This is a genomic window from Thermodesulfobacteriota bacterium, from assembly GCA_040758155.1.
In the GTDB taxonomy this organism is placed as follows: Bacteria; Desulfobacterota; Deferrimicrobia; order Deferrimicrobiales; family Deferrimicrobiaceae; genus UBA2219.
Genome location: JBFLWB010000202.1, coordinates 1 through 8,388 on the forward strand (window position 1 = coordinate 1; position 8,388 = coordinate 8,388).

The window sequence follows — 8,388 nt, forward strand, 5'->3', positions numbered from 1 at the left end:
CCGCAGGGAATCTTCTTTTATACGTTGGAATCAGATGCCCCAAATGCAACGCAATTATTGGATATGCGATTGTGTTTTCTGCAGGTAAGGCCAACCAGTGTCCCCGCTGTAAAGAAAGTTTTTATTAGACGTTATTGGAAATGGAGAATATATGAACGATGCGCTGGCGTTGGTGATTTCGATCCTGAAAACGACTCCCCGGCGCTGGATTCAGATCGCCGAGGCGATTCCTTATGTATTGTTCCGCCGTTCTCCGACGCCGGGGGAATGGTCGGCTTACGAATGCCTTCAGCATATTGTCGATACCGAGCGAATGGTGTTTCCGAAGCGGGTGGGGTACCTGTTGCGCGGGGAGGATTTTCCCGCGTTCAATCCCGGCGATGACGGGACAAAACCGGGCATCGACAGGAGTCCCGCGGAGCTGGCGAAGGAATTCGAGCGGCTGAGGGCGGATAGCATCGATCTGCTGCTGAAGGTAAGGACAAGCGATCTGGAGAAAAAGGCAAGGCATCAGGAACTGGGCATGGTTTCGTTGAGGGAAATGATCAACGAGTGGGCGGGTCATGACCTGATGCATACGGTCCAAGCCGAAAGGGCGCTCCTGCAGCCGTTCATCGAAGAGTGCGGTCCGTGGAAGGTGTATTTTTCGGACCACATCGTCGGGAAGCGTTGACAAAGAGGCGAACGACGAGCGAGGCGGTTTGACGCAATAACGTTATGACGTTATAATGACACAATGAAAACCGCACAGAAAAGAGCCACGGTCTATTTCGATTCCGATCTCCATCGGGCGCTGCGCCTGAAGGCTGCCGAGACGGACCGTTCCATGTCCGACCTGGTGAATGACGCCTTGCGGGTGAGCCTGGCGGAAGACGCGGAAGATCTGGCCGCTTTCGAGGAGCGCGCCGGGGAACCGAACCTCGCGTTCGAGGACTTCCTCAAGGATATGCGGAAGCGTGGCAGGCTATAGGCTCCTCATCAAGCCGTCCGCCGCAAAGGAAATCGAAGCTCTGCCGAAAGCGGATCTCCTCCGCGTCATACGCCGTATCCGGGATCTTTCAGGAAACCCCCGTCCTTCCGGGTGTGAGAAATTATCCGGGCAGGACAGATTTCGCGTTCGGCAAGGGCGCTATCGAATCGTTTATTCCGTCTCCGACGAGGAGCTTGTCGTCTGTGTCGTGAAGGTTGCTCCCCGTCGGGATGTATACAGGTCGTCATGATTCCTGAAAAACGCTACTGGGAAGACCTGAGGGAGGGGGACGGCTTCACCTGCGGCCCCGTGGCCTTCGACCGGGAGGGGATCCTGGACTTCGGGAGGAAATACGACCCGTGGCCGTTCCACGCCGACGAGGCCGCGGCGGAAGGCACTATCTTCGGCGAGCTGGTCGCTTCATCCTTCCATGTCATGGCCACTTTTACGCGGCATGTCGTCGAGGCGCACGGGCACTTGGCGGTTTTGTCCGGACTGGGCGTCAACGAGGTGCGGCTGTTCGCGCCGGTGCGTCCGGGCGACGCCGTGACCTGCGAGGCGCGCTGGACGGAGCTGCGCAGGTCGAAGAGCAAACCGGACCGCGGGATCGCGATCCTTGCTTGCCGTGTGAGGAACCAGCGCGGGGAGGTCGTCCTCGAATACGGCTATCGCTACCTGGTCGCGTGCAGGGAGGAATCTTGACGTTTCTGGATCCTTACTATAATATTTGGTAAGGATACGCATGGAGGTAAGAATATGCCCTTCTCGGTAACCAGCAAGGGACAGGTGACGATTCCGAAGGAAATCAGGGAATACCTCGATATCCGCGCGAACGACCGGGTGGAATTCGTCCGGGAAGGAAATCGCGTCCTGATCGTGCCGGTGAAAACGCTGAAAGATTTGCGGGGGGCGGTGCCCTCGAAAGGAAAGGGCGATTTTTCCGCGGAACGCGCCCGCGCGAAATCCGCGGTGGCGAAGCGGGCCCGAGGCGAGATGGAGTGAAGACCGTTTTCGTCGATGCCAATGTTTTCCTTCGGTATCTGACCGACGACGATCCGGAAAAGGCGGACAGGGTGGAAGCCCTCCTGGACCGGGCCGCCGGGGGAGAGCTGCGGCTGCTGACGACCGAACTCGTGCTTGCCGAGGTTGTGTGGGTGCTCGAATCGGGTTACGACCTGAAGAATCACCAGATCGCGCCGATGATCCGGGCAATCCTGGCCTCCCCCGGCATCGAGGTGATCAACGGAAAGCTGGTGGAGCGGGGTCTGGATTTCTATCATGGGCGAAATGTCGATTTTATAGACGGCTATATCGCTGCCGTCATGGAGAAGCGGAATGTCAGGGAGATATTTTCCTTCGATCGGAAGCATATGAAAAAGATAGGCACCGTTACCAGGATGGAGCCGTAAGGACCGGACAAGTGCGCAGGACCGACAAGGAGATGTCTTCCCGGGAGGAGATGGACCGGGTCATCCGCGGGAGTCTCGTGTGCCGGATCGCGCTGGCGGTGGACGGCATGCCGTACATCGTGCCCGTCTCGTTCGGCTACGATGGCGAGGCGATCTACCTGCATACCGCTCGTGAAGGAAGGAAGATCGACGGCTTTCGGAGCGGCGGAAGCGTGTGCTTCGAATTCGAACGGGGCGTGGAGCTGCTGCGGAAGTCGGATGATCCCTGCGGGTGGACGTTCTCCTACGAAAGCGTGATCGGCTTCGGGAAGATCCGCGAGCTGGAATCGCCCGCGCAGCGGGAGCTCGGAATGAAAACGATCGTCGCGCAATACTCCGGCAAGGAATGCGCCTTCGGCGAGGACCGGTTGAAGAACGTCCGCATCTGGAAGATCGGGATCGATTCGATGACAGGAAAACGATCCGGTCGCCCGCCCGCAGCTCAGCCCCTCTTGTAGCCCTTTCCCAGGAAGTACATCTCGAACGACTCCCTGCGCGTGGCCTCGGGGCGGATGCGCCGCAGCTCGCGGAAGAAGGGTTTCAGCTCCGCGAAGACCTCGTCGCTTTCCGCGCCGCCGAAGATCTTGGCGAGGAAAGCGCCGCCCTCCTTCAGCGTCTCCCGGGCGAGCGCGAAGACGGAGCGGACAAGATTCGCGGAGCGCGCCTGGTCGGTGAACGCGCTGCCGGTGGTGTTCGGCGCGGCGTCCGAGACGACGGCGTCGGCCATCCCGCCGAGGAAGGCGATCAGTTCGGCAGGCAGGGCAGGGTCGGTGAGGTCCCGCTGCCAGAAGCGGAAGTGATCGCCCGGCAGCGGGTCCATCGGAAGCAGGTCGACGGCCGCGACTTTCCCCTTCCTGCCGACGAGCTCCAGCAGCACCTGGCTCCACCCGCCGGGCGCGGCTCCGGCGTCGATGACGCGGTCCCCGGGACGGACCGCCTTCTCCTTCCCGGCGATCTGCGTCAGCTTGTAGGCGGCGCGGGAGCGGTATCCTTCCTTCTTCGCCCGCAGGTAGAATGCGTCCTTCCGCTTGTACATGCCCTCCATGCTATCGGATCCAGGGCCGGTTGACGCCGGAAATCCGGTAATATAATGTCATCGCACAGGGGGGGCCATCCGATCGACATCAACGGCGTATTCCGCTACCTGGGGCGCGACCTGCGCGCGGTGGAGCGCGCGCTGGTCACGAACCTGAAATCCCCGGTTCCCCTCATCCCGGTCGTGGGCAGGCACATCACCCTGTCGGGCGGGAAACGGATCCGCCCCGCCGTGCTGCTGCTTTGCGCCGACGCGTGCGGGTACCGGGGGCCGCGCCGGACCGTCATGTCCGTGGTGACGGAATACATGCACACCGCGACGCTATTGCACGACGACGTGGTCGACCTCGGGACGGTGCGCCGCGGCAAGCCGGCGGCCAACATGGTGTTCGGCAACTCCGTGTCGATCCTCGTGGGCGATTTCCTCTTCGCCCGCGCCTCCCAGCTCATGACCGACGACGGCGACATCGACGTCCTCGGCATCTACGCCCGCACCCTCGTGTCGCTCACGGAGGGGGAGGTGATGCAGCTCACCCGGGCGCACGACGGCGCTCTCACCGAGAAGCAGTACCTCGAGGTCGTCTACTGCAAGACCGCCTCCCTCATCGCCGCGGCCAGCGAGACGGGCTCCGTCCTGGCGGGGGCCGACCCGAAGACGCGCAAGGCGATGTACGGATTCGGGAAGTCCATCGGGATCGCGTTCCAGCTCGTGGACGACATCCTCGACTTCACGGGCTCGGAGAAGGAGCTGGGGAAGCGCCCGCTCCAGGACCTGCGGGAAGGGAAGGTCACGCTGCCGCTTCTGCACGCCCTACGGCATGCGGATCCTTCCGACCGGGAAGCGGCGGTGCGCTCCCTCGCCAGGAAGGAGCCCGGAAAGCGCGACATCGCGTTCCTCGCCCGGCTGGTGGCCCGCCACGGGGGGATCGAATACACCGCATCGCGGGCAAAAGCTTTCATTCAAGAGGGAAAAAGGTTTCTGCGGGCGCTCCCGGCCTCCCCGGCCCGGGAAGCCCTGCACGCCCTTTCCGACTACGTCGTCTCCCGCACCGCCTGAGTCTCCTTCATTTTCCGGTTTTCTCTTTGCGGGCCCGCTTTTATCATTCGCAGGAAAAAATCCTCTTGACTTATAATTTATACCTCATTATACGTAATTTATTATTCATTTAAGCGGAAGTAATGATAGCCACAGGAGCGGATCCTTCGAGGGGGGGGAAGGCCCATGAGGAGAAGGGCAGTGGCAGGGTTCACCTTGATCGAGGTGGTCGTCGTCGTCGCCGTCATCGCCATCCTTGCGGCGGTCCTCACGCCTTACATCACCAAATACATTGACGATTCCCGGATGGCCAAGGCACGCAACGAAGTCCAGGTCATCGGCGGGGCGTTGACCAACTTCTACAAGGACGTTGGAGGATGGCCGAACCGGAACGCCGCCGGAGGAGTGCAGGCGACGGCGCTTTACTATACCGGGCCCACGACGCCCGCCGCCGCCGCCATATTCACCGCCATTCCTCCGGTCGTTCCCGCCGTGGTCGCCACGTGGGCCGGAGCGGTGATCCCCCTGGACAACAGCCTTCTCACGAACGGCACGGGGAGCGCCTATCCGACGATCGGAGACATGCAATGGAGGGGACCGTACACCAGCGGGGCCTTGCCGGCGGATCCGTGGGGAAAGCCGTACATCGTCAACTATGCGGCCGCCGGCGCCATCTGGGTGCTTTCCGCGGGCCCGAACGTGAAGGTCCAGACGGCCGCCACCGACAACGTGGTGAAGGGCGACGACATCGGATTCCGTGTCCGGTAAAACGGATGGATCGGGTGCGAAAAGCCGAAGCGGAGTCTTCGGCTTTTTTTTTAACGTGAGGGGGCGCGGGGTCGCATGACGGAAGCGGGCACGTCGCAGGGTCCGGCGGGCGCGTCTCCCCCGAGGGCCATGAAACTGGGGGAGCGGCTGATCGATTCGGGGCTGGTCACCGCCGACCAGCTCAGCCTTGCGCTGCGCGAGCAGAAGCGGACGGGCGAGCGGATCGGCGAGATCCTGATCAACCTCGGATTCGTGACCCAGGAGCAGATCTCCTCGGTCCTCGCGTCGCAGGCGGGCGTCGCCTTCGTCCAGCTCGAGAGCTGGCTCATCGAACCCGCCGCGCTCAAGACCGTCCCGGAGGCGCTGGCCCGGCGTCACAAGCTGATCCCGATCCTGCTCGAGCCGCCCAAGCTCACCATCGCCCTGGCGAACGTCTTCGACATGGTCGCCATCGACGAGGTGCAGCGCGCCACGGGGTACGTGGTCGAGGCGGTGTCGGCGACGGAGAGCGGCATCGTCGCGGCGATCGACCAGTACTACACGGGCGGAGTCTCCTTCGAGGAGATCGTCCAGAAGTCGATCCGCCAGGTGGAGGCGGGACGGCTGTCCGAGGCGGACCAGGCGGCGGGCGCCCCCATCATCCGCCTCGTCGACCAGATCTTCCTCTCCGCCGTGCAGGAGGGGGCCACCGACATCCACATGGAGCCGGAGGAGCGGATCTTCCGCCTTCGGTACCGGATCGACGGGAAGCTGCGGATGGGGCCGTCGCTCCCCAAGAGCCTGCAGCCCGCGGTCACCGCCCGGGTGAAGATCCTCTCCGCGATGAACATCGCGGAGTCGCGCCTGCCGCAGGACGGCAGGATCAACTTCCGCTACGGGAAGCGCAAGATCGACCTGCGCGTCTCCACCCTCCCCACGGTGAACGGGGAGAACATCGTCCTGCGCATCCTCGACAAGTCGAAGCTGGTCCTCGGGCTCGACACGCTGGGCTTCGACGACGCCACGCTCGCGCGCCTGCGCAAGGCGATCGACAGCCGCAACGGCATCGTGACGGTCTGCGGCCCGACCGGCTCCGGGAAGACGACCACGCTCTATTCCGCCCTGGCCTACATCAACAATCTGGACCGCAGCATCATCACGCTGGAGGACCCGGTGGAGTACGAACTTCCGGTCATCCGGCAGGTCCAGATCAACGTGAAGGCGGGGCTTACCTTCTCCGCGGGGCTCCGGTCGATCCTGCGGCACGACCCCGACGTCATCCTGGTCGGCGAGATGCGCGACGGGGAGACGGTCGAGCTGGCCATCCGGTCCGCGCTGACGGGGCACCTCGTCTTCTCCACCCTCCACACCAACGACGCCGCCGGCGCGATCCCGCGCCTGATCAACATGGGGCAGGAGCCGTTCCTCGTGGCTTCCTCGCTGCGGGCCATCATCGGGCAGGCGTTGGTGCGGCTCAACTGCTCCGCGTGCCGCGAGCCGTACGAGCCGGCTCCCGACATCCTCCTGCGCGCGGGGCTCTCCCTCGACGAGGTGCGGGGGAAGGCGATGCGGGGGAAGGGGTGCGGCCAGTGCGGCGGGACCGGTTTCCGCGGCCGGGTGGGAGTGTACGAGCTGATGGAGGTGACGCCGGAGATCGCCCGGCTGGCGTTGAAGCGCGCGGCCGCGCAGGAGCTGCTCGAGGTCGCGATGGCGGAAGGGATGACCACGATGCGGCAGGACGGCATCGCGAAGGCGCTGAAGGGGCTGACCACGCTGGAGGAAGTCGTACAGCTCACGTAAGGGGGATTTCTTGGCGCGGTTCGAGTACCACGCCGTGGACGACTACGGGAAGTCGGCGCGGGGGGCGATGTCCTCCCCCGACGCGAACGGCCTGCGCGAGGCGCTCGCCGGGATGGGGCTTCACCTGGTCTCCGCCCGGCAGACCGCGGAGAGCGGAGCTCCCGCCGTCTTCCGGAAACGGATCCGGCGCGCGGACCTGATCGAGCTCACCTACCACCTGCATACCCTCATCGGCGCGGGGGTCCCCCTCATGAGCGCCCTGACGGACGTGGCCGAGCAGGCGGGCCACCCGGGACTCCGCGAGGTGCTGCGGGACGTCCGGCGGAACGTCCAGTCGGGCGTGCCGCTCTCGGGCGCGTTCGCTCTTCACGGGGACGTCTTCCCGGAGATCTTCGTCTCCATCATCCGCTCCGGCGAGACGACCGGAAACCTCGACGGCGTGCTCATGGACCTGAACCGTTTCCTGACCTGGCAGGAGGAGCTGGGCAAGACCATCCGCCAGGCGACGTACTATCCAGCGACGGTCGTGGGCATGGTCGGCGGGCTGATCGTCCTGCTGTTCACCTTCGTCTTCCCGCGGTTCCTCTCCGTCTTCCAGGGGGCCGCCTTCGAGCTGCCGCTCCCGACCCGCGTGGTGCTCGCGATCAGCCGGTTCTTCCGCGAATACGGGTTGGTTTTGATCGGTGCGCTGATCCTCGGAGTCGTCGCGCTGAAGCTGTACCGCCGCACGGAGGCGGGGCGGCTCCGGATCGACGGGTGGAAGCTCGGGCTTCCGTTGATGGGAAACGTGATCCGCTCCATCGAGATGAGCCGGTTCGCCCATTTCACGGCTTCGCTGTTCCGCGCCGGAGTCGAGATGACGCAGGCGCTCTCCGTCGTGGAGAAGGTGGTGGAGAACCGGGTCGTCGCGTCGTCGATCGGCCGGGCGCGCGAAGAGCTGATCGCCGGGGGCGGCCTGTCGGTGGCGCTCCACAAGTCGGGGGAGTTCCCCCCGATGGTCATCCGGATGGTGTCGGCGGGGGAGGCGTCCGGGAACCTGGACGCTACGCTCGAGAACGTCGCCGCGTTCTACGACCGGGAGGTCCCCGCGACCGTCAAGAAGACCTTCGCCGTCCTGGAGCCGGCGATGACGATGGTGCTGGCGTTCGTGGTCCTCGGGACGGCGCTCTCCTTCTTCCTTGCGCTCTACAAGATGGTCGGCGCCATGGGGGCGGGCCGGTGAGGGCGGCTGCTCCCGGCCATCCATGGCCTCCGCAGCATTCGCCCATCCATGGGCTCGCTGCTCCCGGCCATCCATGGCCTCCGCAGCATTCGCCCATCCATGGGCTCGCTGCTCCCGGCCATCCATGGCC

12 protein-coding genes are annotated in these 8,388 nt (G+C 64.2%); 11 read left to right on the top strand and 1 reads right to left on the bottom strand.

Going from position 1 to position 8,388, the window contains the following annotated elements; translation table 11 throughout:
* The first annotated feature begins 151 nt into the window (after positions 1 to 151).
* The 7 genes from AB1346_13995 to AB1346_14025 all read left to right on the top strand — a co-directional run bounded on the left by AB1346_13995 (position 152) and on the right by AB1346_14025 (position 2,876).
* A complete protein-coding gene (locus AB1346_13995) occupies positions 152 to 673 on the top strand; it encodes a DinB family protein (GenBank protein MEW6721553.1) in 522 nt (173 codons plus the stop codon).
* A gap of 63 nt (positions 674 to 736) precedes the next feature.
* Positions 737 to 970, top strand: coding sequence for a CopG family transcriptional regulator (locus tag AB1346_14000; protein ID MEW6721554.1), 234 nt, complete (start codon positions 737 to 739; stop codon positions 968 to 970).
* Complete coding sequence (locus AB1346_14005) at positions 957 to 1,220, top strand: type II toxin-antitoxin system RelE/ParE family toxin (protein ID MEW6721555.1); 264 nt, start codon at positions 957 to 959, stop codon at positions 1,218 to 1,220. The genes AB1346_14000 and AB1346_14005 overlap by 14 nt, the downstream gene beginning before the upstream one ends.
* Positions 1,217 to 1,672: a MaoC/PaaZ C-terminal domain-containing protein gene (locus AB1346_14010; GenBank protein ID MEW6721556.1), complete on the top strand. Its 456-nt coding sequence runs from the start codon at positions 1,217 to 1,219 to the stop codon at positions 1,670 to 1,672. The genes AB1346_14005 and AB1346_14010 overlap by 4 nt, the downstream gene beginning before the upstream one ends.
* Positions 1,673 to 1,726: 54 nt before the next feature.
* A complete protein-coding gene (locus tag AB1346_14015; protein MEW6721557.1) occupies positions 1,727 to 1,972 on the top strand; it encodes an AbrB/MazE/SpoVT family DNA-binding domain-containing protein in 246 nt (81 codons plus the stop codon).
* The gene (locus AB1346_14020) at positions 1,969 to 2,379 is read left to right on the top strand and encodes a type II toxin-antitoxin system VapC family toxin (protein MEW6721558.1); all 411 of its coding nucleotides are present in this window, start codon (positions 1,969 to 1,971) and stop codon (positions 2,377 to 2,379) included. Before AB1346_14015 ends, AB1346_14020 begins: the two co-directional genes overlap by 4 nt.
* 11 nt (positions 2,380 to 2,390) lie before the next feature.
* Positions 2,391 to 2,876, top strand: coding sequence for a pyridoxamine 5'-phosphate oxidase family protein (locus AB1346_14025; protein ID MEW6721559.1), 486 nt, complete (start codon positions 2,391 to 2,393; stop codon positions 2,874 to 2,876).
* Here the strand turns inward: AB1346_14025 and AB1346_14030 are convergent.
* Positions 2,861 to 3,454 carry an RlmE family RNA methyltransferase gene (locus AB1346_14030; GenBank protein ID MEW6721560.1) on the bottom strand — a complete coding sequence of 198 codons (594 nt, stop codon included), beginning with the start codon at positions 3,452 to 3,454 and terminating at the stop codon, positions 2,861 to 2,863. The two genes, AB1346_14025 and AB1346_14030, sit on opposite strands and share 16 nt — an antisense overlap.
* 54 nt (positions 3,455 to 3,508) lie before the next feature.
* On the opposite strand from AB1346_14030, the gene AB1346_14035 reads away from it, so the two are divergent.
* The 4 genes from AB1346_14035 (at position 3,509) to AB1346_14050 (ending at position 8,258) form a co-directional block, all read left to right on the top strand.
* Positions 3,509 to 4,510 carry a polyprenyl synthetase family protein gene (locus AB1346_14035; protein ID MEW6721561.1) on the top strand — a complete coding sequence of 334 codons (1,002 nt, stop codon included), beginning with the start codon at positions 3,509 to 3,511 and terminating at the stop codon, positions 4,508 to 4,510.
* A gap of 165 nt (positions 4,511 to 4,675) precedes the next feature.
* On the top strand, positions 4,676 to 5,257 hold the full coding sequence (locus AB1346_14040; GenBank protein MEW6721562.1) for a type II secretion system protein GspG: 582 nt from the start codon (positions 4,676 to 4,678) through the stop codon (positions 5,255 to 5,257).
* Between the two features lie 75 nt (positions 5,258 to 5,332).
* A complete protein-coding gene (locus tag AB1346_14045) occupies positions 5,333 to 7,036 on the top strand; it encodes a GspE/PulE family protein (protein MEW6721563.1) in 1,704 nt (567 codons plus the stop codon).
* A 10-nt stretch (positions 7,037 to 7,046) separates the two neighbouring features.
* The gene (locus AB1346_14050) at positions 7,047 to 8,258 is read left to right on the top strand and encodes a type II secretion system F family protein (GenBank protein ID MEW6721564.1); all 1,212 of its coding nucleotides are present in this window, start codon (positions 7,047 to 7,049) and stop codon (positions 8,256 to 8,258) included.
* Positions 8,259 to 8,388 lie beyond the last annotated feature (130 nt).